The 25873-nt window shown below is 66.9% G+C and carries 21 protein-coding genes; 11 read left to right on the top strand and 10 right to left on the bottom strand.

Annotated elements, in window-relative coordinates; translation table 11 throughout:
• Positions 1 to 97: 97 nt before the first annotated feature.
• Both AC3QL2_RS13210 and AC3QL2_RS13205 read left to right on the top strand, forming a co-directional pair.
• The gene (locus AC3QL2_RS13210) at positions 98 to 3493 is read left to right on the top strand and encodes a FecR domain-containing protein (protein WP_493230856.1); all 3396 of its coding nucleotides are present in this window, start codon (positions 98 to 100) and stop codon (positions 3491 to 3493) included.
• A gap of 49 nt (positions 3494 to 3542) precedes the next feature.
• Positions 3543 to 3962: a hypothetical protein gene (locus tag AC3QL2_RS13205; protein WP_493230855.1), complete on the top strand. Its 420-nt coding sequence runs from the start codon at positions 3543 to 3545 to the stop codon at positions 3960 to 3962.
• Between the two features lie 430 nt (positions 3963 to 4392).
• On the opposite strand, the gene AC3QL2_RS13200 is transcribed toward AC3QL2_RS13205, so the two are convergent.
• The 6 genes from AC3QL2_RS13200 to AC3QL2_RS13175 form a co-directional block, all read right to left on the bottom strand.
• Positions 4393 to 5484 carry a septal ring lytic transglycosylase RlpA family protein gene (locus AC3QL2_RS13200; protein WP_493230854.1) on the bottom strand — a complete coding sequence of 364 codons (1092 nt, stop codon included), beginning with the start codon at positions 5482 to 5484 and terminating at the stop codon, positions 4393 to 4395.
• A gap of 42 nt (positions 5485 to 5526) precedes the next feature.
• The gene (gene rodA / locus AC3QL2_RS13195) at positions 5527 to 6669 is read right to left on the bottom strand and encodes a rod shape-determining protein RodA (protein ID WP_493230853.1); all 1143 of its coding nucleotides are present in this window, start codon (positions 6667 to 6669) and stop codon (positions 5527 to 5529) included.
• Positions 6662 to 8566 (bottom strand): penicillin-binding protein 2, encoded by a 1905-nt coding sequence (gene mrdA / locus AC3QL2_RS13190; protein ID WP_493230852.1) that lies wholly within the window; start codon positions 8564 to 8566, stop codon positions 6662 to 6664. Before mrdA ends, rodA begins: the two co-directional genes overlap by 8 nt.
• Before the next feature lie 14 nt (positions 8567 to 8580).
• The gene (gene mreD, locus AC3QL2_RS13185) at positions 8581 to 9102 is read right to left on the bottom strand and encodes a rod shape-determining protein MreD (protein WP_493230851.1); all 522 of its coding nucleotides are present in this window, start codon (positions 9100 to 9102) and stop codon (positions 8581 to 8583) included.
• Positions 9103 to 9105: 3 nt separating this feature from the next.
• The gene (gene mreC, locus AC3QL2_RS13180; RefSeq protein ID WP_493240259.1) at positions 9106 to 9954 is read right to left on the bottom strand and encodes a rod shape-determining protein MreC; all 849 of its coding nucleotides are present in this window, start codon (positions 9952 to 9954) and stop codon (positions 9106 to 9108) included.
• 171 nt (positions 9955 to 10125) lie between these two features.
• Positions 10126 to 11169 carry a rod shape-determining protein gene (locus AC3QL2_RS13175; RefSeq protein ID WP_493230849.1) on the bottom strand — a complete coding sequence of 348 codons (1044 nt, stop codon included), beginning with the start codon at positions 11167 to 11169 and terminating at the stop codon, positions 10126 to 10128.
• A gap of 110 nt (positions 11170 to 11279) precedes the next feature.
• On the opposite strand from AC3QL2_RS13175, the gene gatC reads away from it, so the two are divergent.
• The 4 genes from gatC to gatB all read left to right on the top strand — a co-directional run bounded on the left by gatC (position 11280) and on the right by gatB (position 15117).
• The gene (gatC, locus tag AC3QL2_RS13170; RefSeq protein WP_493230848.1) at positions 11280 to 11567 is read left to right on the top strand and encodes an Asp-tRNA(Asn)/Glu-tRNA(Gln) amidotransferase subunit GatC; all 288 of its coding nucleotides are present in this window, start codon (positions 11280 to 11282) and stop codon (positions 11565 to 11567) included.
• 75 nt (positions 11568 to 11642) lie between these two features.
• Positions 11643 to 13097, top strand: coding sequence for an Asp-tRNA(Asn)/Glu-tRNA(Gln) amidotransferase subunit GatA (gene gatA, locus AC3QL2_RS13165; protein ID WP_493230847.1), 1455 nt, complete (start codon positions 11643 to 11645; stop codon positions 13095 to 13097).
• A gap of 11 nt (positions 13098 to 13108) precedes the next feature.
• Entirely contained in the window at positions 13109 to 13630 is a 522-nt protein-coding gene (locus tag AC3QL2_RS13160; protein WP_493230846.1) for a hypothetical protein, read from the top strand.
• Positions 13631 to 13656: 26 nt separating this feature from the next.
• Positions 13657 to 15117: an Asp-tRNA(Asn)/Glu-tRNA(Gln) amidotransferase subunit GatB gene (gatB, locus tag AC3QL2_RS13155; protein ID WP_493230845.1), complete on the top strand. Its 1461-nt coding sequence runs from the start codon at positions 13657 to 13659 to the stop codon at positions 15115 to 15117.
• A 68-nt stretch (positions 15118 to 15185) separates the two neighbouring features.
• Here the strand turns inward: gatB and AC3QL2_RS13150 are convergent, their stop codons facing one another.
• Positions 15186 to 15962 carry a hypothetical protein gene (locus AC3QL2_RS13150; protein ID WP_493230844.1) on the bottom strand — a complete coding sequence of 259 codons (777 nt, stop codon included), beginning with the start codon at positions 15960 to 15962 and terminating at the stop codon, positions 15186 to 15188.
• 214 nt (positions 15963 to 16176) lie between these two features.
• Here AC3QL2_RS13150 and AC3QL2_RS13145 point away from each other — a divergent pair, with 214 nt between their 5' ends.
• From AC3QL2_RS13145 to AC3QL2_RS13135, 3 genes are all read left to right on the top strand, one after another.
• A complete protein-coding gene (locus tag AC3QL2_RS13145) occupies positions 16177 to 19239 on the top strand; it encodes a bacteriohemerythrin (RefSeq protein WP_493230843.1) in 3063 nt (1020 codons plus the stop codon).
• A gap of 172 nt (positions 19240 to 19411) precedes the next feature.
• Positions 19412 to 20938: a gluzincin family metallopeptidase gene (locus tag AC3QL2_RS13140; RefSeq protein WP_493230842.1), complete on the top strand. Its 1527-nt coding sequence runs from the start codon at positions 19412 to 19414 to the stop codon at positions 20936 to 20938.
• Positions 20939 to 20998: 60 nt separating this feature from the next.
• Positions 20999 to 21421 (top strand): hypothetical protein, encoded by a 423-nt coding sequence (locus AC3QL2_RS13135; protein WP_493230841.1) that lies wholly within the window; start codon positions 20999 to 21001, stop codon positions 21419 to 21421.
• Positions 21422 to 21449: 28 nt separating this feature from the next.
• Here the strand turns inward: AC3QL2_RS13135 and AC3QL2_RS13130 are convergent, their stop codons facing one another.
• Positions 21450 to 21959 (bottom strand): DUF4405 domain-containing protein, encoded by a 510-nt coding sequence (locus AC3QL2_RS13130; protein WP_493230840.1) that lies wholly within the window; start codon positions 21957 to 21959, stop codon positions 21450 to 21452.
• A gap of 240 nt (positions 21960 to 22199) precedes the next feature.
• Between AC3QL2_RS13130 and AC3QL2_RS13125 the strand changes: the two genes are divergently transcribed.
• Both AC3QL2_RS13125 and AC3QL2_RS13120 read left to right on the top strand, forming a co-directional pair.
• Entirely contained in the window at positions 22200 to 22970 is a 771-nt protein-coding gene (locus AC3QL2_RS13125; protein ID WP_493230839.1) for a TIGR01458 family HAD-type hydrolase, read from the top strand.
• A 12-nt stretch (positions 22971 to 22982) separates the two neighbouring features.
• Entirely contained in the window at positions 22983 to 24365 is a 1383-nt protein-coding gene (locus AC3QL2_RS13120) for an APC family permease (RefSeq protein WP_493230838.1), read from the top strand.
• 109 nt (positions 24366 to 24474) lie between these two features.
• Here the strand turns inward: AC3QL2_RS13120 and AC3QL2_RS13115 are convergent, their stop codons facing one another.
• Both AC3QL2_RS13115 and AC3QL2_RS13110 read right to left on the bottom strand, forming a co-directional pair.
• Entirely contained in the window at positions 24475 to 25005 is a 531-nt protein-coding gene (locus AC3QL2_RS13115; protein WP_493230836.1) for a DUF4337 domain-containing protein, read from the bottom strand.
• Between the two features lie 48 nt (positions 25006 to 25053).
• Positions 25054 to 25722, bottom strand: a complete 669-nt coding sequence (locus AC3QL2_RS13110) for a hypothetical protein (RefSeq protein ID WP_493230834.1) — start codon at positions 25720 to 25722, stop codon at positions 25054 to 25056.
• Between the last annotated feature and the right edge of the window lie 151 nt (positions 25723 to 25873).

Genomic DNA, 25873 nt, shown 5'->3' with positions numbered 1-25873 from the left:
CATTCAGCAGATACGCATTCTGCAGGGATTTGCGGTTAATATTGCGCCTGCACATGCCTTGCCAAAGGCGCCACAAATTCGATCCGGTACAGTTGAAATGGGGCCAACCTCCTCCACCCAGCGCACTTTTTCGCTACATCCACAGCAGCTTGCCCTGGCTATCGCCTGCGCCCTCGCGGCGCTCGAAGCGGGTGCGGCCTGCGAACCGAAGGCCGGCACGCTGACGGCACTGGAGGGACGGGTTGAATTCCGTAGTGGCGGGAGCGGCAACTGGCAGGCCGCAACGCCGCATCAGCCCCTGTGCCCCGGCGACCAGCTTGCGGTGCGCGGCCCCGGCCGCGCCGCCGTGGTGCTGAGCCAGAACGTCCTGGTACGCCTGGACCAGAACACCACTCTGACGCTGCCGCCGACAGCCGACAGCGGGGAACTGGGCCTGAGCAAGGGCATCGTTCATGTCATCAGCCGTTTCAGCAAGCGTTTCGGCGTCATCACGCCGTTCGTCAATGCAATGGTGGACGGCACCGAATTCACCGTCGCCAGCAGTGACAAGGACGCCCAGGTGGTGGTCGCCGAAGGCCGGGTCCGCACCGGCAATGCCGCTGGCGAAAAGGTCCTCGGGCCCGGAGATGCCATCGAGGCCCATGCCGGCAGCGCCCCCGGCAGCATCGCGGTCCGGCCGCTGGATGCCGTCGCCTGGGCCATCCATTACCCACAGGTCGCACGCCTCGACAGCAACGCGCTCGCCAACCAGCCGGCGGCACTGCGGCAAAAGCTCGAAGCGGCCCAGCGCGAGGCCGATCGCGGGCATTTCCTGGCCGCCCTCGACACCCTTGGAGACACTCCCGTGTCGACGCCCGCGGTGGCAGCCCTGAAAGCGGGCATCCTCCTCGGCCTCGGCAAGGTCGACGAAGCCCAGGGCCTGCTTGCCTCCCGCGCCCAGGACAAGCACGCGGCACTGGCGGCAGTCCAGTCCATCGTGCACGTCAGCCGCAACGAAAACACCGAGGCGGAAGCCACCGCTCGACAGGCCCTGGCCCTCGACGAGACTTCCGTTTCCGCCCAGCTGGCCCTCAGCTATGCACTGCAGGCCACCCGGCGCCTGCCGCAAGCCCTGGCCGCCGCCGAGCGCGCCACCGTGCTGGCCCCCAACGATCCTGTGGCGTGGGCGCGCCGAACCGAGCTCGAGCTGAGCCTCGGCCATGCCACCGCCGGTGACGACGCAGCCCGGCGTGTCCTGGCCCTCGATCCCGATACCTGCCGGGCCCGTGGGCTGGCAGCCTTCGCGCGCCTGCTGCGCGGCGAAACCGCGGATGCCCGGGCCGATTTCGTGACGGCACTCGAGCATGACGACAGTGATCCCCTGACGCATTTCGGGCTCGGGCTGGCGCTGATGCGCCTGGGCGACACCGAAGGCGGCCGCCGCGAAGTCGAAATTGCCGCCCTGCTCGATCCCAGCAATGCCGAGCTCCGCAGTTACCTGGGCCGTGCCTATCTCGAGGAAGCACGCAACAAGGTCGCCGGCGCCCAGTTCGACCTGGCCCGCCGCCTCGATCCAGCCTCGCCGACGCCCTGGTACTTCGACGCCTTCCTGAAGCTGCTCCAACGTGAACCGCTGGCCGCCATCAACAGCGGCGAAGAGGCCCTGGCCCGCAACGACAACCGCAGCGTGATGCGCTCCAGCGAATTGCTCGACCAGGACCGGGCCGCCCGCACAGCCAGTCTCGGTGCCGCCTATCAGCAGGTGGGCTTTGCCGCTGCGGCCCAGGCGACCGCCATGAACGCGATCGAGGATGACGTGCAGAGCGCATCGGCCCATCGCCTGCTAGCGGATGCCTATGCGGAAACCCCGCGCTTCGAGACGGCCCGACTGGGTGAATTGCTGCAAGCCCAGTTGCGTCAGCCCATCGGCCAGTGGCCCCTGCCGCCCCAGTTCGTGATGCCCCCGCTGCCCACCCTCGACGGACCGCGCGCCGCATCGCCCGAAGAAGCCACCTCCTTCTTCGACCGCAAGCCGGACCGCTTCGCCGCCACGCTGGCGGCAGGAACCCGGGAAACCCAGTCCGGCAGTCTGGTTGCCTCTCACTCCTGGGAGCGCGGGCAAATCTCCGTCGGCGCCTTCGACTACCGAGGCCGCGGCCTCGACGAACGCATGACCGACACCCATCTCAGCGGTGGCCGCGTCAATGCCCAGTTCGCTCTGACGCCCGACACCATGGTCCTGGGAGAGATCCGCCACAGCGAGCGCAACGGCGGCGATATCGACAAGTCCCTGTTCGATGGCCCGATCAATACCGACCATCGCATCATCAACGACCTGCAGCGCATCGGCGTACGCCATACCTTCGGCAACGGCGAGGAACTCATCGCCGAAGCCAATACCCAGCGTATTCGTGAGCGCGTCGAGGATCTCTTCCAGAGCAGTGGGCTCGACAACAACATCGATGCAACGCTGGGGCAGCACAGCAAGGCCATGTCGGCCCTGTATTCGCTGCAACGGGACTGGGGCAGCGTCGCCACCGGCGCCACAGCCTTCCGCCTGTCCGGCACCCGCGACATCAATCTGTCCTTCGCCCCCAGTGCAGCCCCCGACATGATCCTGGGCACCTATACGCTCCCGACCACGCAACTCCGGAGCGACCGGGACACCGTGTTCAGCTATGGTCAATGGAGGCTCAACCAGGTCGTCATCCTACATGGTGGCGCCGAGTACGTCCGTCTTGACGAACTCAACAACACCAAGGGCGAACGCATCAACGGCAAGTTCGGGGTCGTTGCCCGCCTGCACAGCGGCACCACCCTGCGCGGTGCGTTCTTCCAGGGCGTTTCCGGCTCGAAGTACGATCGGGAAAGCCTTGCCCCCACGCAGTTTGCCGGCTTCAACCAGGTGTTCGACGACACCAACGGCACCCGCTGGCGGCGCGCCGCCGTGGGTGTCGAGCAACGCTTCGGCAATGGCATCAACGCCGGGCTGGAAGCCTCCGCCCGCCATATGGACGTACCGATGCCGGGCCTCAGCAGCACCAACGACCTGGAGGCCTGGAAAGAGCAGCTCCATCGCGCACATCTCACCCTGCCTCTCGGCCAGAAGCTGGCGTTCAGCCTCGAATGGCGCCACGAAGAAATCACGGCCCCAGACGACACGGCCCTGCGCGACAGCTTCCATCCCTACAAGGTCCGCACCGATCTGATTCCGGCCCGGCTGTGGATCAAGACCGGCCCTGCCGACACCCTGCTCGAGCATTGGACCGTTGACCAGCATGCCGCGCTGCTGTCCAGCGCGGGGAGCGAAACCCGCGCCCAATCGAAATTCTCGGTCACCAACCTGCGCTTCTCGCTGCCCATGTTGAGCAATCGCCTGACCATGTCTCTTGGCATATACAATGTATTCGATCGTCAATTCCGCTTTCAGAATACCGACCTGAACGGCGACCCTCGGGTCCCCCTGTTCTATCCCCAGCGCACCGCGCTGCTGCAGGGCAACCTGCGTTTCTGAGCGCGGAGCTTGCCGGTCGTCCGTATAAACCATCTGGAGAACCTAAAGAATGAGGCTGTTTCCGACTCGACGCACTTTCCGGCAACTCACGCTGATCGCCGCTGGCCTGATGGGCAGTGCACTGATCCAGGCGCCGGCGTTCGCCGCCAGCAACCTGGGGCAATTCACCAAGGGCGTGCTGGCCCCTGCCGACATCACCGGCGCCGTCGTCTTTGGCAAGAACGGGGAGATCATCCCGCTCGACGCCAAGGGCAAGCCTGCCAAGGCCTGCGTGATGTCCAAGCTGGCAACTGACATGGCCAAGGCCAAGAAGGCTGCGCTTCCGGAGTGTGAAGGCGGCAACGCCCAAGGGGGCTCCGACGGCCCCAAGCCCAAGGACAGTACGCCCTGCCAGGGTTACTACATCGTCTGGATCGGCGGTGTCCCTGTCAAAGTCTGGTATCCGGCCGGCTGCACCCCGCCGAACTGATCCTGCCGCAATGAAATGGGCCGCGCACGCGGCCCATTTCATTTGGAAGCCCACGACAACTCAATGCCCGGGCGAACGGCTTGGATGAAACTGGAGGTGATAACTGCGGATGTGCCCCCAGAGCACCGCAAGCAGATCGATTTCGTCCGGAATATCCTCCAGATTGAGCTCCTGGCAAATCTCTATACCCCCGAGCGCATCGCTAGGGCACGGAGTACCAACGGCAAGAGGCAATGAAGGGTTGCGATGAAGTAGGGCCATGGTTCCAAAGTCCGGAAAACACGGGCCACCGAATTGAAAGAGCCACAGGCAACGCCTTGACTCGACCCGCAGCTTCGAAGCTTAGGCGCAACACCCCAAACATGAAGCCGGCAAAGTCACCCTTCCCATGTGAAGGGTGTCACTGGGCGCAGGAATAGCGGGCCGGTACTTACTCGGCCCGCCCCTTGACGACCGGCTTCAACTTCAAGGTCGTGGCAATGCGGTCCGCCATCTCCCGCGCTTCCAGCGCAGACGCGAATGGCCCTAGTTGAAGCCGGTACTTGCCCTCGGAAGCCAGCACCGACACGGACTCCTTGAGCGACTTGAGCTCGTGCTCGACGAAGCCCTTGAAGTTCTCTGCATTGACGGACGAGGCAAACGCCCCCAGCTGCAGGAAGACACCCTCGCGCTCCGGGCGCGGCGCAGCGGAAGAACCCTGATTCTGCACCAGCTGCGGCATTACCGCCGCCGCCACGGGCTCAGCCGCAACCCTTGACGCAGCCGGGGCAGGAACAACCACCGCCGCCACACTTACCGGCGCAACGGCCGGCTGCGGACGGGACGCATGCACGACCGCAGGCACCGCCGCCTTCCGGCGCGCCAGCGGCGGCACCGGCCGACGTGGCTGGACCATCGCCACCCCTTCCGGCAGGACCAGGGCAAGTTCGACGTTGGCGTGCCCCTGGTCGGCAAAGCCGAGCTTGTAGGCGGCCGCATAGGACAGATCGATGATCCGCCCCGGATGAACCGGGCCACGATCATTGATGCGGACGATCGCCGAACGCCCGTTGGCCAGATTGGTCACCCGCACATAGCTGGGGATCGGCAAGGTCGGGTGGGCGCCGGTCAACGCATACATGTCGTAGGGATCACCACTGGACGTACGACGCCCCTGCAGGGCCTTGCCGTACCAGCTGGCCGTCCCCTTCTCACGGAAGGCTCCGGCACTGTTCCCCAGCACGGCACCGCGGGCGAGTGCGTAGTCGCCCCCTTCATACACCGGAGCGATCAGTTCCCCATTTTCGTCGGACTGGGCCGACGCATCTTCTCCCGTCGCATAACGCAGGCGGCCGCCCGCGAGGGACGACGCTTGAGCCGGTCTGAGCCCCGCCTGCAGGGCCTGCGCATGCAGCACCCCGGCAGCCGGGGCGGCCGTCACCGGACCTTGTGGCGGGAGACCGGCACAGCCAGTCAGAAGCAGGGCGCTACCGAAGGGCGCCAGCACGAGGCAGGCGCGACGAAATATCGCTACAGGGGGCATGACGCTCTTCCTGTTCGGGCACGCGCATCAGCGCGCGCGGGTTCAGGTGCCTACCCGACGCCGATGGCGCTGTATGCTCATGAGCATCCCAACGCCGAGACAAAGGGTAACGAGTGCAGTGCCGCCGTAACTGACGAAAGGCAGCGGAACGCCAACAACCGGAAGGATTCCGCTCACCATGCCCATGTTCACAAACGCATAAGTGAAGAAGATCAGCGTAAGGGCGCCTGCAAGCAGGCGCGAGAACAGGGTCGGGGCACCCGCGGCAATAAAAAGGCCGCGAAAGATCAACAGGATATAAAGTACCGCAAGAAGCAGGGCGCCGGCAAGCCCAAATTCCTCGGTGAGCACCGCGAAGATGAAGTCCGTATGACGTTCAGGCAAAAAATCCAGGTGCGTCTGGGTACCCTTGCCCCAGCCCTTACCCATCACGCCCCCCGAACCGATGGCGATGGTGGACTGGATGATGTGGAAACCCTTGCCGAGCGGGTCTGAAGTCGGATCGAGCAGCGTGCACACCCGATGTTTCTGGTAGTCCCGCAGGCCTGGCCACACCACATCCGGCTGACAGATGGTGTCGCCCATCGCCACAATGGCACCGACGCCGACGATGCCGACCAGCGCCACCGGCAGGATCAGACGCCAGGTCAGACCGGCGAAGAACAGCACGTAGAAGCCCGCCGCCGCCACCAGGATCGCCGTGCCAAGGTCGGGCTGCTTGGCGATCAAGCCCACCGGCACCAGCAGCAGCGCCGCCGCCACGAAGAAATCCCGCACCCGCAACATGCCTTCCCGGCTCTGGAAATACCAGGCCAGCATCAGCGGCATCGCGATCTTCATCAGCTCGGACGGCTGGATACGCGCCACGCCGATGTTCAGCCAGCGCCGCGCGCCCTTCGACACATCGCCGAACAAGGCTACCCCGATCAGCAGCAGCACGCCCAGCACATACAGCGGCAGGGCCACGCTCATCATGCGCTGGGGCGGGATGCGCGCAGCGGTCCACATCACTACGAAAGCCACCCCGATATTCATCGCGAGGGTATCCAGGCGATCCGGCGACGCACTGACCATGACCACCGTGGAAAAGCTCAGGATCGCCAGCACGATCAGGGCCAACGGCCCATCAAGCGGCGAGAGGACTCCCGCCAGCCACTTACGGAGGCTGAAACGGAAGTCAGTCACCGCCGGCATCCCCCGTCGAACCTTCCGCCGCAGGATCTTCAGCGGCCATCCCGGCCGGCAGCTTGCCGAGCAGGTAGTAGTCCATCACCGCGCGGGCGATCGGGGCTGCCGACTGCCCGCCAAAGCCACCGTTCTCCACCAGCACCGCCAGTGCGATGGTTGGCTTGTCGGCCGGTGCGAAGGCGATGAACAGCGCATGGTCGCGCAGACGCTCATTGATCTTCGCCGAGTACTTGCCGCCCTTCAGCGAGAACACCTGGGCCGTACCGGTCTTGCCAGCCGACAGATAGGGGGCGCCCGCGAAAGCCCGTGCACCGGTACCCTCCTTGTTCACACCGATCATCGCTCGCCGGATCGTCTCCAGATGCTCCGGCTTGATCGGGATGGTTTTGATCGGCTCCGGCTCGATGGCGCGGCGGGCACCATCCTTAGCGCTCTCGATGTATTTGACCAAGTGTGGCTTGTACATCACGCCGCCCGCCGCCAGCGTGGCGGTGGCATGCGCCAACTGCAGCGGCGTGTAGGCGTTGTAGCCCTGGCCAATACCGATGGAGATCGTCTCGCCGCCGAACCACTTCTGCTGCTCCGGCCGCTTGAAGCGCTTGCGCTTCCACTCCGGCGACGGCAGCACGCCGGTGCTCTCTCCTTCGATATCGATGCCGGTGCGGCTGCCAAAACCGAACTGGCCCATGATCGAGGCGATCAGGTCGATGCCCATGTCGTTGGCCAGGCGGTAATAGTAGGTGTCGCAGGACTGCACGATGGAGCGGTACATATCCACCATGCCGTGACCACCCGGCTTGTCGTCGCGGAAGTGGTGACCACCGAAATCGTAGAAGCCCGGATCGGCGATTGCCTGGCCCGGCGTGCGCTTGCCACTCATCAACGCGGCCAGGGCGAGGAAGGGCTTGAAGGTCGAACCCGGCGGGTAGGCGCCGTTGAGCGCCCGGTTGACCAGCGGATGATCGAGCGAGTTGTTCAGCTCATCCCAGTCCTGGGCCCCAATGCCATCCACGAACAGGTTGGGATCGAAGGTCGGCACCGACACCAACGCCAGGATGCCGCCGGTGCCTGGCTCGATGGCCACCAGGGCGCCGCGCCGGTTGCCGAAGGCCTTCTCGACCACCTCCTGCAGCTTGAGGTCGACGGTCAGGACCAGGTTGTTGCCCGGCGTCGCATTGGTCCGCCGCAAGGCCCGCACCGCCCGGCCGCCGGAATCCACCTCAACCTCCTCGAAGCCGGTCGTGCCATGCAATTCCCGCTCATAGCTCTTTTCCAGGCCGGCCTTGCCCATGTGGTCGGTGCCACGGTAGTTGGCCGCATCGTCGTTCTCCTCGATGCGCTCCAGATCACGGTCGTTGATGCGACCGATGTAGCCGACCAGGTGGGCACCCAGGTTACCCATCGGGTAATCGCGGAACAGGCGGGCCTTCAGCTCGACGCCCGGAAAACGGTAGCGCTGGGCAACGAAGCGAGCCACCTCCTCGTCCGACAGGCGGTTGCGGATCGGCAGCGACTCGAAGCTCTTGCTCTCGTCCATCAGCTTCTTGAGGCGCCGGCGGTCCTTCGGCTGGATGTCCACCAGCTTGGAGAGCGCCTCGATGGTCGCATCCAGGTCCGCCACCTTGGACGGCGTGATCTCCAGCGTGTAGGCCGAGTAGTTGCGGGCCAGCACCGTGCCGTTGCGATCCAGGATCAACCCGCGGTTCGGCACCACCGGCACCAGGGAAATCCGGTTGTCCTCCGCCCGCGTGGAGTAGTAGTCGTAGCGGAGCACCTGCAGGTAGAAGAAACGCGCGGCCAGCAACGCGAAGCACACCACCGCCACGACGCCGGCCACTGCCAGACGGCTGCGGAAACGGGCCAGTTCCTGTTCGGGAGTACGAATACCGCTCATGGCATGGACCAGCCCTAGATCGGCCGGTTCTCGTCCCGCTCGACCGGCCGGTACTGGGGCAACAGCAGCACGTAATGCAGCGGGATCCACAGCGCCGCGCCGACGAAGCTGCCGAAGAACATCCACCAACCCGGGAACTCGGCGCCCGCCAGCAGGCGCACGATGACCATCACGACCTGCGCCAGGAACAACAGGGGCAACACGTGCAAGGCCTGCTCCACCGGCGTGAACCACATCACCCGGCGGGCCAGCTCATTGGCCGCATAGGCCAGCAGCACGTAGGCGAAGGCATGCTGCCCCAGCGCCGCGCCGACACCGATGTCGGTCAGCAGGCCAAACACGAAACCGGCGCCGATACCAATCTTCAGCGGCTCGCGCACGCACCAGAAAGCCAGCACCAAGGCCACGAAGTCCGGCACCGCCGGCAGGTGCCCGGTGGGAATGTAGTTGAGGAACAGCGCAAAGAAGAGCGTGGTGTAGACGAACCACATCTTCACCGGCAGCAGGATTCGGCTCGAACGGTTGGTCGGTTGCATCGCCTAGTCCTTCACCGCGCGGGACTTGCGCCCCTTGCCCTTGTTGATGACTTCCGGCTCGGGCGGCCGCGGCAGCACGTTGGCCCGCTGGCCGAGCACCAGCACGTGGCTGAACTGCTCGACACCGGCCGCCGGCAGGCACGGAATGCGCGCGAAGGCCTGGGCCTGGTCGCGCTCGACGCGCGCCACCGTCGCCACCGGCAAGCCCGACTGGAAAACCCCGTCGAGGCCCGAGGTCACCACCTTGTCGCCGGGCTGCACGTCGGCATTGGCCGCCAGGTAGCGCAACTCCATCAGACCGTTGCCCGAACCGAACAGCACCGCCCGCAAACCGCTGCGGACGATCATCACCGGAATCGCCTGGTCCTTGTCGGTCAGCAGCGTCAGTTCGGACTGCATCGGGAAGACCCGGGTGATCTGGCCGACCACACCGACGTTGTCCACCACCGCCTGCCCGGCCACGATGCCGGCCTGGGTGCCTTTGTCGAGGATCACCTTGCGGGAGAACGGGTCCTTGGCGGTGTACATGATCTCGGCCACGACCGAATCGACCTTCTGGCGCGCGCGCACCTCCAGCAACTCACGCAGGTGGCGGTTCTCCTGCTCGATCTGGTCGAGGCGCAACAGGCGCTCGGCGCCCTGCAACTGCTGGCGCTTGAGTTCCTTGTTCTCGATCTGCAGGCGCACCAGCGACGCGAAGTAGTCCGACGCGTTGCGCACGAAATCCGCCGGCGTGGCCGCCGCCATCTGCATCGGATAGGCCAGCACCGACAAGCCCTGGCGGAAGGCGTCCAGGTAACGCAGGTTGAGGTCGCTGATCAGCAGCCCCAGCGAGACGAGCACGAAGAACACGAGCTTGGCCAGCGGCGCAGGCCCGCGTTTGAAAAAGGGAGGAGGCGAATGGCCGACCATGGGCAGTCCGCTTGTCGATCACGCAACGACCGCGCCCGGGACCAGCCCGGGTCGCCGGCACACGCAGGTGAACGAAGCGTTCACCGCGGGCGCCCCGATCGTCGCCGACGCTTACTCGCTGGTGAAGATGGAACCGAGCTGGTCCATCTTTTCGAGGGCCATGCCGGAACCGCGCACCACACAGGTCAGCGGATCATCGGCGACGATGACCGGCAGACCGGTTTCTTCCATCAGCAGGCGGTCGAGGTCGCGCAGCAGCGCTCCGCCCCCCGTCAGCACCATGCCGCGCTCGGCGATGTCGGCGCCCAGTTCCGGCGGCGTCTGCTCAAGGGCGATCTTGACCGCGGAAACGATCTGGTTGAGCGGCTCGGTGAGCGCTTCGAGAATCTCGTTGGAGGAAATCGTGAAGGCGCGCGGGATACCTTCGGCCAGGTTGCGGCCCTTGACTTCCATTTCCTGCACTTCGGAGCCCGGGAAGGCCGAGCCGATGCCCTTCTTGATCGATTCTGCGGTGGTCTCACCGATCAGCATGCCGTAGTTGCGGCGGATGTAATTGACGATGGACTCGTCGAACTTGTCGCCACCGACGCGGATCGAACCCGCATAGACCATGCCGCCGAGAGAAATCACACCCACTTCGGTGGTACCGCCGCCGATATCGACGACCATCGAACCGGTTGCGTCGGCCACCGGCATGCCCGCACCGATCGCCGCAGCCATCGGCTCCTCGATCAGGTATACATTGCTGGCACCGGCGCCGAGGGCGGATTCGCGGATCGCCCGGCGCTCCACCTGGGTCGACCCGCAGGGCACGCAGATGATGATGCGCGGGCTGGGGGAGAACAGGCGGGTGTCATGCACCTTCTTGATGAACTGCTTGAGCATCTGCTCGGTGACGGTGAAGTCGGCGATCACGCCGTCCTTCATCGGCCGGATGGCAGTGATGTTGCCCGGCGTCTTGCCCAGCATCTGCTTGGCGGACATCCCCACGGCGAGGATGGTTTTCTTGGCATTCGGCCCGCCTTCGGTACGGATCGCAACCACGGACGGCTCATCGAGAACGATGCCCTTTCCCCGGACGTAGATCAGCGTGTTCGCGGTGCCAAGGTCAATGGCGAGGTCATTCGAAAAGTAGGAGCGCAGAGAACCAAACATCGGTGGAGAATCCCGGAAACCGTAGGGGTTGGAGGTGGGAATTGGGCAATCGAAGAATCGCTTATGATAACCTACAAACCTTTGTCGTTTAAGCAACTTTGTAAATAGCCATGTCTCTTTCCCTCGACGAAGTCCGCCATATCGCCAAGCTCGCCCGACTCGAACTCGCCGCCGGCGACGCCGAGGCCACGCAGGCCAAACTGAACGGAATTTTCGGCCTCATCGAGGAGATGCAAGCAGTCGACACCGACGGGGTCGAGCCGATGAGCCACCCCCAGGAACTGGCCCAGCGCCTGCGCGACGACGCGGTCAGCGAAGCCGACCGCCGCGCCGCCTTCCAGGCCGTCGCGCCTCAGACCGAAGCCGGCCTGTATCTGGTGCCGAAGGTCATCGAATAAGGCCCGCCACCGGACTCTGATCGCCGCCGGCCCGGCCGGCGCCCCAGCACCGCTCAAACCGCAGCCCCACGCACCATGATCGAATCCAGCCTCAAGGACATCGCCGCGGCCCTCCGCGACAAAAAGGTTTCCGCCGTCGAACTCGCCAACGAGAGCCTTTCCCGAATCGAAGCCGGCAATGCCCGCATCAACGCCTTCGTCACCGTCGACCGGGACGGCGCCCTGGCCGCCGCCAAGGCCGCCGACGAGCGCCTGGCCGCCGGCACGGCCGGCCCGCTGACCGGCATCCCGCTGGCCCACAAGGACGTCTTCTGTACCGAAGGCGTGCTCACCACCTGCGGCTCGAAGATGCTGTCCAACTTCGTCAGCCCGTACGACGCCCACGTGGTCAGCCTTCTCAAGCAGGCCGGCGCGGTGATGGTCGGCAAGACCAACATGGACGAGTTCGCGATGGGCTCCTCCAACGAGAACTCCCACTTCGGCCCGACCCGCAACCCGTGGAACACCGACAAGGTGCCCGGCGGCTCGTCCGGCGGTTCCGCCGCGGCGGTCGCCGCGCGCATGGTGCCGATCGCCACCGGCACCGACACCGGCGGATCGATCCGCCAGCCGGCATCCCTGTGCGGCATCACCGGCATCAAGCCGACCTACGGCCGCGTGTCCCGCTACGGCATGATCGCCTACGCCTCGTCGCTCGATCAGGGCGGCGCCTTCGGCTACAGCGCCGAAGACTGCGCGCTGCTGCTGTCCGCCATGGCCGGCCACGACCCGCGCGACTCCACCAGCCTCGAACAGGGCGCCGAAGACTTCGGCCGCGACCTCGCCAAGCCCCTCGCCGGCCTGCGCATCGGCCTGCCGAAGGAATTCTTCGCCGAAGGCATGTCCGATGACGTGCGCGCCGCCGTCGACGCCGCCATCGCCGAATACCGCAAGCTCGGCGCCACCACCGTCGAGGTGAGCCTGCCCAACGCCCGCCTGGCGATCCCCGCCTACTACGTGATCGCCCCCGCCGAGGCCAGTTCCAACCTGTCCCGCTTCGACGGCGTGCGCTACGGCCACCGCGCCGCCAACTACGGCGACCTCAACGACATGTACTGCAAGAGCCGCGCCGAAGGCTTCGGCGGCGAGGTCAAGCGGCGCATCCTGGTCGGCACCTACGTGCTGTCCCACGGCTACTACGACGCCTACTACATCAAGGCCCAGAAGCTGCGCCGCCTGATCGCCAACGACTTCGCCGCCGCCTTCCAGCAGTGCGACGTGATCGCCGGCCCGGTCAGCCCGACGGTGGCCTTCGGCATCGGCGAAAAGAGCGACGACCCGGTCCAGATGTACCTGTCGGACATCTACACCATCGCCGTGAACCTCGCCGGCCTACCCGGCCTGTCGCACCCAGCCGGTTTCGGTGCCGGCGGCCTGCCGGTGGGCCTGCAGCTGATCGGCAACTACTTCGGCGAGGCCAGCCTGCTGAACACTGCCCACCAGTACCAGCAGCACACGGACTGGCACACGCGGGCTCCGGCCGGCCTGTGAAGGCACGCATCATGACCGCCCTGCCACGCTCCTCCGCCGTCCGCATCGCCGCCGGCCTGGCCGTGGCCGTGCTGGCCGGCTGTAGCGTGGTCGCACCGCGCCCCTCGACGGCGCCGTCGGCCCCGGCGGCCGAACAGCAGCCGTCCGAGGTTCTGGCCGCCCCGTCCGGCCGCCTCAAGCCGATGCCGCTGCGCACCTTCACGGTCGCCACCGAATGCCGCTTCCGCGACGAAACCGGCAGCTCGGGCAAGGCCACCGTGGACGTGTCCGAATCCAAGGTGCGGGCCCTCAACGTCGAACTGACGATGCCCAAGCACGGCATCTGCCGCTACGACCTGGCCAACTTCCATCAAACCCAGGCCCTGCCGTCCGTCGAACTGGAAGGCCCCCGCGACTGCCGCGTGCGGATGTGGGAACAGGGCGAGCAGATCACCGTCGCCTTCGCCGGCTGCTACAGCATGTGCTCCCCGTCCAGCGCCCACGACTACGTGTGGCCGCTGCTGATCGACAAGAACACCGGCAAGTGCGACTGAACGACCAAGAAATCTAGAGAGCAAACATGAGCAGAACCGACTGGGAAGTCGTCATCGGGCTGGAAATCCACACCCAGCTCAACACGCAGTCCAAGATCTTCTCCGGCGCCAGCACCGCCTTCGGAGCCGAGCCCAACGCCCAGGCCTGCGCGGTGGACATCGCGCTGCCCGGCGTGCTGCCGGTGCTCAACAAGGGCGCCGTCGAGCGGGCCATCCGCTTCGGCCTGGCCATCGGCGCCACCGTCGCGCCGAAGAGCATCTTCGCCCGCAAGAACTACTTCTACCCCGACCTCCCCAAGGGCTACCAGATCAGCCAGTACGAACTGCCCGTCGTGCAGGGCGGCCAGATCACGCTGCTGGTGCCGGACGGCAAGGGCGGCGCCTACGAGAAGGTCGTCAACCTGACCCGCGCCCACCTGGAAGAAGACGCCGGCAAGAGCCTGCATGAAGACTTCCACGGCATGACCGGCATCGACCTCAACCGAGCCGGCACCCCGCTGCTCGAGATCGTCTCCGAGCCCGACATGCGTTCGTCCGCCGAAGCCGTCGCCTACGCCAAGGCCCTGCATGCGCTGGTGCGCTGGATCGACATCTGCGACGGCAACATGCAGGAAGGCTCCTTCCGCTGCGACGCCAACGTCTCCGTGCGCCCCCGCGGCCAGGCCGAGTTCGGCACCCGCCGCGAGATCAAGAACCTCAACAGCTTCCGCTTCCTGCAGCAGGCCATCGACTACGAGATCCAGTGGCAGATCGATCTCATCGAGGACGGCGGCAAGGTCCAGCAGGCCACCGTGCTGTTCGACGCGGACACCGGCGAAACCCGCGCCATGCGCAGCAAGGAAGACGCCCACGACTACCGCTACTTCCCCGACCCCGACCTGCTGCCGCTGGTGATCGACAGCGCCTGGATCGAGCGCGTGAAGGGCGAGCTGCCCGAACTGCCGGAAGCCCTGTCGGCCCGCTTCCAGGGCGAATACGGCCTGTCCGCCTACGACGCCACGACCCTCACCGCCAGCCGCGAAGTGGCCCAGTTCTACCTCGACACCGTCGCCGCCGCCGGCACCGCCAACGCCAAGACCTGCGCCAACTGGGTCATGGGCGAACTCGCCGGGCGCCTCAACAAGGCCGAGCTGGACATCACCGCCAGCCCCGTCAGCGCCGCACAACTGGCTGGCCTGGTGCAGCGCATCGCCGACAACACCATCTCCAACGCCATCGCCAAGAAAGTCTTCGAGGCACTGTGGAACAAGGAAGGCGAGTCCGCCGACGCCATCATCGAAGCCCAGGGCCTCAAGCAGGTCACCGACACGGGCGCCATCGAGGCAATCATCGACGAAGTACTGGCCGCCAACCAGAAGTCCGTCGAAGAATTCCGCGCCGGCAAGGAAAAGGCCTTCAACGCGCTGGTCGGCCAGTGCATGAAGGCCTCCAAGGGCAAGGCCAATCCGGCCCAGGTGAACGAGCTGCTGAAGAAGAAGCTCGGCTGAGTCCCGCCAGCCTGCTGGAAATAAAACGGGCCGCCCCTCGGGACGGCCCGTTTTGCATGAACGGCGCCCTACTTCCAGTAGGGCAGCAGCGCCTTTGCCGCGTCGATGCGATGCGCTGCACTGGCGGTCGGGTCGTTCATCACTGCCAGCAGGAAGCTCTGCGGATCGCCGAAATGGCCTTCGACGCCGAGCCTTTCAGTGCAGCCCATCGTCGGCAGCGCCGGCAGGCCCGACTGCACCTCGGCCACCACCGATGGCGCCGCCACGACAGGCGGCGGCGCCAGCTGCACCAGCGCCCGCTCGAAGGCGGACCGGTCGATGCGCAGGAAATTACCCAGCAAGTCGGCCTGGCGCTCCGGATTCGGCGCGATGTCCAGCCACGGCTCATGGGCCAGCACCCGCCCCATCGACGGATCGATGAAGGCCGACCACTTGCCGCTGGCGGCGTTGATGCCCGGCACCACGTGCACCGTCGTTCCCGGACACGGTGTCAGCCGAGCCGTCGGCACCTCGGCCAGATAACGCCGGCACAGCCCGGCCAGGAAGCTGCCTGCCTTCGCCTGCGGCACCGGATCGGCCAGCGGGAACCACAGCTGGAAACCGTCCGCCCCCGTCACCGCCATCACCGGCGCCGGCAGTTGCAGGTCATCCTGCACCGCCTGCCACAGGGCCGCCACATGGTCCCAGGCATCCGCGCCATTCACCCCCAGCACCATCGCCCGCAGCTGCCCGTCCGGCCCCAGCGGATCGAAGACCTGCGCCGCCCCACTCAGCAAGGCCGCTTCATCCGGCGACAGGCCGGGGTAGAAGAAGAGCCGCTGCAACTCTGCAATCAGTTTGTTCATGGATCACCACCAGACGACGACCGGGCGACTGTACCCGGCCTGGCCATCCATTCGCAACGTGATGGTCAGGCCAGCGTGGTCATGGCGCCGGCAGGCGCCTCCTGCCAGGAACCGGGCGAGAATCAGCAAAAAAGACGCACCCGCACACACTATTCACGGCCTCTCCGCCCCAAACCGGGCAATAATCCGAAGCACGCCGCCGCCGCCGCCCTCCATGAATACCATCGACATTTTCCCGTGGGACGATAACTTCAACACGGGCCTGCCCACCATCGATGAGCAACACCGCAAGCTGGTGCATCTGCTCAACCGACTGGCCGGCCAGCTCGCGCTGGAAGCGGACGAACTGGATCTGGCGCCGCTGTTCGACGAACTGGCCGCCTATACCGTCTACCACTTCGAAACCGAAGAACGAATCTGGAACACGTTCATGGGAGGCGACGCCCATGAACTCGCTCACCGGGACAACCACGCCTCCTTCGTCCGCTACGTCCAGCAGACCCGCGACAGCCTGGACACCCGCCGGCAAACCGAAGTCGCCGAAGAGGCCCTGGGTTTCCTGACACGCTGGCTGGCCTCCCATATCCTGGAAACCGACCGGGCCATGGCCTACACCGTGTGCGCCATCCAGGACGGCATGCCGCTGGATGCCGCCAAACGGCATGCTGCGGGACAGATGAGCGGAGCCACCCGCACGCTGATCGACATCATCCTGTCGATCTACGCCACCCTGTCCAGCAACACGCTGCGCTTGCTGCGCGAACTGGCCGAACACCGCCAGGCCCGGATCGCCCTCGGCGAAGCCAAGGACGCGCTGGAGAAATCCGGCAGGTTGCTGCAGACCATCATCGACACGGTACCGATGCGCGTCTTCTGGAAAGACCGGGACCTGCGCTACCTCGGCTGCAATCCGGTCTTCGCGCGGGATGCCGGCAAGTCGGCCCCGTCTGAACTGATCGGCAAGGACGACTACGCCCTCACCTGGGCACCGGAAGCCGACATCTACCGGGCCGACGACCAGGCGGTCATCACCTCCGGCAAGCCCAAACTCGGTTACGAAGAGCCGCAGACCACACCGGACGGCCACCAGATCTACCTGCGCTCTTCCAAGGTGCCGCTCACGGGCTCCGATGGCGACATCATCGGGGTCCTGGGCATCTACGAGGACATCACCGAAAGGACCGAAGCCCAGAAAGCCCTGCACGAGAGTGAGGAGCGCCTGCGCCTGGCCCTCGGCGTCTCCAACCAGGGCTGGTTCGACCTGGATCTGCCCAGCGGCCGCGTGGACGTCAGCCCCAATTACGCCAGCATCATCGGCCACGACGGCAGCGACTTCGAAACCAACCTCTCCAACTGGTTCGCCAACATCCACCCGGAAGATGTGGAAGCCCTGAAGCACAAGTTCGCCGCCTGCCTGCAGGGCGGCGGCCCGGAGAACATGGAATACCGCCGCCGCACCCGCGATGGCGAGTGGATCTGGCTCGAATCCGTCGGCAAGATCGTGCAATGGGATGCCTCCGGCAAGCCCCTGCGCATGATCGGCATCCATACCGACATCTCCGCCCGCAAGAAAGCCCACGAAGAGCAACGCCGCCTGAACCGCGCCCTGCGCCTGCTCAGCGAATGCAACCTGGCGCTGGTGCGCGGCGAAGACGAAAGCCAACTGCTCAACCACATCTGCCGCCTGGTGGTCGAATCCGGCGGCTACGTGATGGCCTGGGTCGGCTACGCAGACCACGACCCGCAGAAGTCGGTCCAGCCCGTCGCCCGCTCGGGCTATGAAGAGGGCTATCTGGACAATGTGCGGATCAGCTGGGACCACGAAGTGGACATCGGCCGCGGCCCGACCGGCAGCGCCATCTGGTCCGGCGAGACGCAGATCAACCAGGACGTGGAGAGCAATCCGGGCCTCACCCCCTGGCGCACGGCCGCCACCCAGCGGGGCTACCGCTCGTCGATCGCCCTGCCGCTGCGCCACGACGGCACCGTGTTCGGCGCGCTGACCATCTATGCGGCGGAGCGCAACGCCTTCGGCAAGGATGAAATCACGCTGCTCGAAGAGCTGGCCGCCAACCTCAGCTTCGGCATCCGGACCCAGCGCACCCGTGCCCAACGGGAGGCCGCCATCGCCGCCAACCAGGCCAAGAGCTCCTTCATCGCCAACATGTCCCACGAGATCCGCACGCCGCTCAATGCCATCAACGGCATGGTGCACCTGCTGCGCCGGGATGGCGTGGACGAGCAACAGGAAGGCCGCCTTACCAAGATCGAGGACGCCAGCCAGCACCTGCTGGAGATCATCAACACCGTGCTCGACCTGTCGAAGATCGAAGCCGACAAGCTGGAACTCGCCGACGATCCCATCGACCTGCACGCCCTGCTGCAGCGTGCCGCCGCGATGGTCCAGGACCGGGTACACGGCAAACCGCTGCAGCTGAGCATCGCCCTCTCGCCAAACCCGGCCCCGCTGCTGCGCGGCGACGCCACCCGGCTGCAACAGGCCCTGCTCAACTACCTCGCCAATGCGGTGAAGTTCACCGACGCCGGACACATCCGGCTGAGCTGCGAGCTCACCGCAGACGACGGCGACAGCGCGTGGGTCCGCTTCACCGTCCAGGACACCGGGATCGGCATCGCCCCCGACACGCTGGCCCGCCTGTTCTCGGCCTTCGAACAGGCCGACAACTCCACCACCCGCCAATACGGCGGCACCGGCCTCGGCCTCGCCATCACCCGCAAGCTGGCCCAACTGATGCACGGCGAAGCCGGCGCCGAGAGTACCCCCGGCGTGGGCAGCACCTTCTGGTTCACCGCCCGCCTCAAGCATGCGGCAGACACGGCCAAGGCAGCATGCCCGGCAGACATCACCGACGCCGAAAACACCCTGCGCCAACGCTTCGCCGGCAGCCACGTCCTCCTGGTGGAGGACGAACCCACCAACCGCGAGGTCGCCCGGCTGTTCCTCGAGGATGTGGCCCTTGCCGTGGATATCGCCGTGGACGGCCTCGAAGCGGTATCCCGGGCCCGCTCCGGCCGCTATGACCTGATCCTCATGGACATGCAGATGCCGCACCTGGACGGCCTCGATGCCACCCGGCAGATCCGCCGCCTGCCCGGCCACGCCCATACACCGATCATCGCCATGACCGCCAACGCCTTTGCCGACGACCGGCAGCGCTGCCTGGCCGCCGGCATGGACGACTTCATCGCCAAGCCCTTCGATCCCGGCCAGCTCTTTGCGGCGCTGCTCCAGTCCCTCGCCGGCCGTGGCACCTGAGCCCGCCGATGCGGGGGGCATCCCCCGCGCGAGCACATTTACATTGCACCATCGTGGGCTAGACTGGCCTTAGCCCGCCAGTGACAGGCAAGCGGGCCAAACAACCCGGCCCGGACGGACAGTGCCGCGCCGCGGCCCCACCGCCGGGCTCACACCTGGAAGGGGGATGATCATGGCCAAGACTTCTTCAGACGCGGGCAGCAAGAAACCCTCCAAGAGCAGCACCAAGCCGCCCAAGACACCGAAGCCGCCAAAACCGCACAAGACGCCGACCCCAACGGCCAGCCTCATCAACGCCTGGGAGCAGGACCCGGGCGCCAGCGCCGCAGCGGACGGTGGCACGCTGGTCCAGCGTAGCGTCCCCAAGCTGTCCGCCACGCCCCTGCCCACCAAGATCACCCACCCGTCCAGCGCCCCCGCCGCCGGGGTGTACATGCCCGCCACCGCCGAGTTCCGCTACTGGGCCTGCGCCGACGCGCTGCGCCGCGGCTCCGACTTCTGGGGCGGCCTGATCGCTGGCGTGCAGTGGCAGGTCGGCACTACCCTGCCGGTGGACCTCGACCACGGGCAGGACCTCAACGCCTATTACGACCGGGTCGGCCTGCGCTTCTTCCACGGCAGCGTGCGGGGCCGCACCTTCTATTCCGGCGAAAGCCCGGACGTCGTCTGCCACGAACTGGGCCACGCCCTCCTCGATGCGATCAAGCCGCAGCTGTGGGACGCCGCCAGCCTGGAAGTGGCCGCTTTCCATGAATCCTTCGGCGACATGAGCGCCCTGCTCACCGCGCTGCAACTGCCGTCGGTGCGCCACAGCGTACTCGCCGAGACCCAGGGCGTGCTCTACCGCTCCAGCGCCCTGTCGCGCCTGGCCGAGCAGCTCGGCTGGGCGATCCGCCAGAGCTACCCGGACGCCGTCGAAAGCGACTGCCTGCGCAACGCGGTCAATTCCTTCTCCTACACCGCGCCCCAGCACCTACCCAGCTCGGGGCCCGCATCGGTGCTCAGCGCCGAAGCGCACTCCTTCTCCCGCGTGTTCACCGGCGCCTTCTTCGAAGGGCTGGCCGGCATGTTCAAGGCCCAGGCCAGCCAGGACGAGAATAGCCTGCTCAGCGCCAGCCACGACGCCGCCACGCTGCTCGTCGCCGGCATTGGCAGTGCGGCGGTGGTGCCGGCCTTCTACAGCCAGGTGGCGGCGCAGATGATCCTCGCCGCCAAACAGCAGTTCGCCGCCCTGCCCTACGCCCAGGCCCTGAAGAGCGCCTTCGTCCGCCACGGCATCCTGTCCCCCGCGGCGGCGGCCGTCACCGAAACCGCCAGCCCCCGCGGCATGGCCGAACCGGCCGCCGAACTGGCGCGCCTGAGCCTGTCGGTCGCCGAATACGGCCTCAGCGACGAGGAGGTGCATGTCTTCGCCCCGTCCCAAGCAAGCTCGCTGGCGGTGGCCGGCGGGGCGCGGGGCATGGGCTCGTCGCCCGACACCGCGCCCACCGATGCCGCCCGGGCCTTCCTGGAACACCTGCTGCGCCGGGGCCGCCTCAAGCCCCAGGAAGAGAAAGGCGGGCAGACCCGCGGGCTCATCGCCCGGACCACCGCCCCCGACACCCACGAAACCCACACCCACGAGCTGCGCCGGGAAGGCAAGGACCTCGTCCTGCGCCGCCTGCGCATAGACTGTGGCCCATGCTGCACGCACCACTGACACAGCCACTCCGGCGGGACGCAGGCCCCGCCGGCCTCCACCAACACTTCGGACAGCCCCGTGACCGACCCGCAAGCCATCCCCGCTCCCAGCCCCGATGAAGCCCTGCTACTAGCGGGACTGGCCGGGCGCGGGCTGGAACTGGCCGGCATCGACGTGCACCGGCCCGACGGCAGCTACGACCTGCAGGTCACCCGCCTGCAAGCCCTCGACGGCGGGCACGGCGCCACCCTCTACGCCCCGGTGCGCTTTCCGTGCCGGGTCCGCCTGACGGCGGCCGGCGAGCTCGACTGGCTGGACGGCGACGCCGCCGCAGACGCCGCCCGGGCCGACGCCCAGGCCTGGCTGTCGATGCTGATCGCCAACAAGCAACTCGCCCCGGCCGGCGCGCCCCTACCGCCGGGCGCCACCCACCGCATCGAAACCGACGCCGCCGGCCGCCCGGTGGTACGCCGCGCCCGCTTCGGCCTGGGCTTCCACTGAAGGCCCGGCGGCGGGCAAGAGGGTCCGCTCAGCGGCCAGGCGCCTCCAGTACCTTCGTTTCCAGCACCTTCTTCAGCAGGCGCGCGCGCTGGCCCATGTCCGGCCCGGCCAGTTCCCCCAGGCTCTGGGTGTCGGAAGCCTCGGGCAGACCTTCGGCGGCCAGCACCGCCCGGATCTGCTCCGGGCTCTTGCGGGCCACCTGGGCCAGCGTGGCGAGCGGCGCGTCCGACAGGGCGCGGACCGAGGCCATGAAGGGCGGCTCGCGCTTGGCCCCGACACTGACGAAGCTGAGGGCCAGCAGCACCGCGAAGGCCCCCATCACGCCGGCGCCGATGCGCGACGTGCAATGGCGCTTGAAGGCCGCCAGGTTGGCCACCACGTGCAGCACCACACCGGCGAGCAGCAGCCAGCTCAGCCATTCATGGGCCAGCTTGTTGAGGCCCGAATCCAGGTGGAAGAAGATCAGTACGCCCGTCACCGCGGACAGCAGAAAGGTCCCGGCCGCAATCGGCGTGACCCAGTTTCGCGAAATAGCCATCTTGTTATTGCCCAATCGACATGGAAGCGGCGGGAGCGGGCCCGCCCGGTGGAAACACGGGGTCATTTTCGGTTGGGCAAGCGGCAATGCGCGCTAGCGGGGGTAAAAGCGTGTAAATGACGGCGTGGCGGGCCTTGTAGCGCAGTGCTAGCCTGACAGCAGGATCCCTGCCCCGCCATGCGGACGCGCGCCCGCCGGCGCGGCGATGGGGGCGGGCCGCTGCCGAACGGAGAGACATCCATGCCCCTGCCCACCGCCCCCCGTGCCGTGCTGATCGACCTGGCCGGCGTGCTGCACATCGACGACCAGGCCATCCCCGGCGCGGTCCAGGCCCTCGAGGCCCTGCGCGCCAGCGGCCTGCCGCTGCGCTTCCTCACCAACACCACGCGCAGCCCGCGCGGGCGCATCGTCGCCAGCCTTCAGGCAATGGGCTTCGACATCCAGGCCGACGAGATCCAGACCGCCGTGCTGGCCACCCGCCGGCTGGTGGCGCAGCGCGGCCTGCATCCGCATTACCTGGTCCATCCCGACATCGCCGGCGAGATCGGCGCCAGCCATGCCGAGCCGGACGCGGTGGTGATCGGCGACGCCGGCCCGCACTTCGAATACGACGCGCTGAACACCGTCTTCCGCCTGCTGATGCAGGACCTGCCCTTCATCGTGATGGCCCGCAACCGCTACTTCATGGCCCGCGACGGCCTCACCCTCGACATGGGCGCCTTCGTCACCGGCCTGGAATACAGCAGCGGCCGCCAGGCCGAGGTGGTCGGCAAGCCGGCCGAGCCCTTCTTCCGCACCGTGCTCGACGAACTCGGCGTGGCCCCCGCCGACGCCGTGCTGATCGGCGACGACCTGGCCGACGACATCGGCGGCGCCCACGCCGCCGGCATTCCCGGCATCCTGGTGCGCACCGGCAAGTTCCGCCCGGCCGACGAGCACCACCCCACCCACCGCCCGGCCGCCGTGGTGGACGACTTCGCCGCCGCCGTCGCGCTGCTGGCCACCGCCTGAAGCCCGGCCCGCATGGACATCCAGCGCAAACTGGCCCCGGACGCCCTCGGCGCCTTCGAATCGGCGGTGATGGGCATCGCCGGCACCGCGCCGGCCTTCAGCGTCGCCGTCACCACCGCCACCATCGTCGCCGCGGTGGGCGTGCTGTCGGTGGGCAGCATCCTGTACTGCGGCCTGATCATGTTCGGCATCATGCTGGCCTTCTTCCACCTGTGCAAAATCACCCCCGACGCCGGCGCCGCCTATGCCTGGGTCGGCCACGTCTTCGGGCGCAGGTGGGGCTTCTTCGCCGGCTGGGGGCTGCTGGTCGCGTCGATCTTCTTCATGGTCTCGGCCACCGTCCCGGCGGCCACGTCGACGCTGGTGCTGCTCGCCCCCGACAAGGTCGAGAGCACCGCCTGGGTGACCTTCACCGCGGCGATCTGGCTGACCCTGGTCACCGCCGTGGTGACCCGCGGCATCAAGCACTCCAGCTACGCGCAGCTGCTCCTCACCGGCACCGAGACCACCGTGGTGCTGGCGCTGATCGTCGGCGCCTTCGTCGAATTCGGCGGCCGGCCGGCCCACGTGCCGTCGGTCATCTGGTTCTCGCCCTTCTCCTTCACGCCGCAGCTGTTCGCCACCGGCGCGCTGACGGCGATCTTCTTCTACTGGGGCTGGGACGTGACCCTCAACCTCAGCGAGGAAACCCGCCACGACGGCACGGACGGTGCCCACCCGGCCGGCAAGGGCGCCTTCTGGGCGATGGTGAACCTGATCCTGTTCTTCATCATCATGATGGTCGTGGTCCTCATCGTGCTCAGCGACGAGGAGATCGCCACGGCCAACACCAACGTGTTGTACGCCATCGCCAACAAGCTCTTTCCGCCGCCGTGGAACTACCTGGCGGTACTGTCCACCATTCTCAGCACCATCGGCACCATCGAGACGCAGATCCTGCAGTTCAGCCGCAGCATGTTCGCAATGGCCCGCGACCAGATGCTCCACCCCCGCTACGCCGACATCCACCCCCAGTGGCAGACCCCGTGGCTGGCCACGCTGGTGATCTGGCTGCTCGGCGTGCTGCTGTTGTTCAGCGCGTCCTACATGCCGTCGGTGAGCCGCATCCTGCAAAGCTCCATCCTCGCCATCGGCTTCCAGATCTGCTTCTACATGAGCCTGGCCGGCTTCGCCTGCGCCTGGCACTACCGCGCCCGGCTGACGAGCGGCGCCGTGGACGCCGTGTCCTACGTGCTGTGGCCGCTGCTGGCCGCGCTGTTCATGGTCTTCATCGCCATCTACAGCATTCCCAGCTTCGATGCCGTCACCGACGTGATGGGCATCGGCGGCATCCTCATCGGCTTCGTGCCGCTGCTGCTGGGCCGGCTGCGGCGGGTGAACCGTGCCCCCACCTAGCGGCCCGTCCCGCGCCTCCGCCCACGACCACCCGGCGCGGCCGTGCAGTATGCAGAGGGCGTTTCATCGCGGCTGAGCGCCCACCGCCGGCAGAAGGCCGTGCCGAGCCTCAAAGAAACCCCAGGAACCCATCCGCAAACAGCGCCACCCCCACCAGCCCGATGGGGATCGCGGTCCACCACACCCGCTTGGCCTTGACCAGGCCGGCCACCGAGTTGAGCAGGATGGCCACCTGCAGGAAGATCACCGCCAGACCGAAGGGGCGGCCGTGCAGCTTGGCTTCGTCGCGCAGGGCCTCGAAGGCGCGGGCCTTGGCCTCGATGTCCTTCTTCTCCTGCTTGTAGCGCTCGATCTCCTTCTGGTATTCGGCGATCTTCTGCTGGTAGGCGGGCACGGCAGGGTTGTCCGGCGGCAGGGCCATGGCCTGCAGGCGGAACTGTTCCACCTGCACCTCGAACAGGTGCTGCTTGGTGCTCTTGGACTGGTAGAAGGCCCACTGGTCCGACGCCAGCGCCTGATTGACCACCCCCTGGGTCGAGAACGACCCGCCCTTGAAGGTGGACAGGGTTGCGCACACGGCCAGCACCACGGTGGCCAGGGACATGCCGTTGAGCCACGGCTCCTTCTTTTCTTCGCTCATGCTTCCAACTTTCCTTGCTGCAAATACAGGCGGCAGATCAGGCCAGCCTCACTCGACGACGGCCGGTACCACAGTGGCTGCGGGTACGGGCGGGGGAGCCAGCACCGCGCAGGCCTCGGGCAGCCCGTCCAGGCCCTGCTTTTCGACACTGAAACGGACCACTGGCGCGTCGTGGCCGGCCTGCTGCACGCGGATCACATACAGGCTGTCGTAATCGTCGTCGGCCCATTTGGGCACCGCCTTGGGATCGGCGCCGAAGGTCTTGAGAAACAGGCGCGCCAGGGATTCGCCCCAGTGGTGCTCCCAGGCGATCACGTGGGTGCCGGTCGGGTGGGCGAGCACCTGGTGCACCAGCGGCTTGATGTCCTCCATGCCGCCGCCGAGGGTCACCGGCTTGCCGGCGCGGATCGCCAGCGGCTCGATGGTGGCCAGCGGGCGCACATAATTGAAGGGCACGCCCTTGTCCTTCTTCAGCACCCCCGGATTGGGCGCATACACCCCATCCGGCGCGCCGAAGCGCGACAGCAGCAGCGGCGCCAGCGCCAGCGAGCGGTTGAGCCCCTGGCAGGTCAGCTGGCCCAGCCCGTCGGCGGGCTTCTCCCCATGGCGCAGGATCACGATGGTCATGTCCGCAAAGGCCGGCGCCGCCGCCAGCCCGCAGGCCAGCGCCAGGCCCCGCAGCGCAAGGCGCGCGGCAGCGGTTCGAAGGATCTTCATGTGAGTGGGCCCCAATGGCAGCCCCGCCGCCGGAATGGGGCGGGGCGATTCAAGAGGCGCGATCTTCCGGGATTTTTGCCGCGAAGGACAGGGGGCCGTGGGCCATCCGGCCCCGCGCACGCCGGGGTGGATATTCACTTTCCATTTTTCG

It is taken from the genome of Zoogloea sp. GW822-FHT05C07, assembly GCF_058800215.1.
This window is presented reverse-complemented; position numbering and strand designations above follow the sequence as displayed.